General features: G+C 59.3%; 1 protein-coding gene. It reads left to right on the top strand.

Translation table 11 applies throughout. The annotated features are described in order from the left end of the window. Positions 1–432: hypothetical protein (locus tag ACI77D_RS29365; protein ID WP_407018107.1), on the top strand; the 432-nt coding region annotated here is incomplete at both ends.

Genomic DNA, 432 nt, shown 5'->3' with positions numbered 1-432 from the left:
ATGAAACGCTCACGTCTCACCTGTTCAAAACCGGTCGCGAGCACCAGCGCCAACAAGGCCAGCTCCTCAGCAACTACCACTACGACGAGCAAAACCGCCTGCACACCCATGCCGTCAGCCAACAGCAACACATCCTCTACCAGCGCCACTACGACTACGACAAATCCGGCAATCTCACCCGCCTGCTCGACACCCGTAAAGGCCAACACGACTACCACTACGATCCCCTCGCCCGCCTGACCCGCGCCGATCACTCTCAAGACGTGCAAGAACGCTTCGGCCACGACCCGGCAGGCAACCTGCTAATGCAGGATCGCCCCGGCCCGGACATCGTTGCCAGCAACCGCCTGATGATCCAGGGCGATCATCATTACGACTATGACGCCTTCGGTAACCTGATCCGTCAAAGGCGCGGTAAGGGTCACCAACTTA

The organism is Pseudomonas sp. O39 (genome assembly GCF_045447295.1).
Lineage (GTDB): Bacteria > Pseudomonadota > Gammaproteobacteria > Pseudomonadales > Pseudomonadaceae > Aquipseudomonas > Aquipseudomonas antarctica_A.
This window is presented reverse-complemented; position numbering and strand designations above follow the sequence as displayed.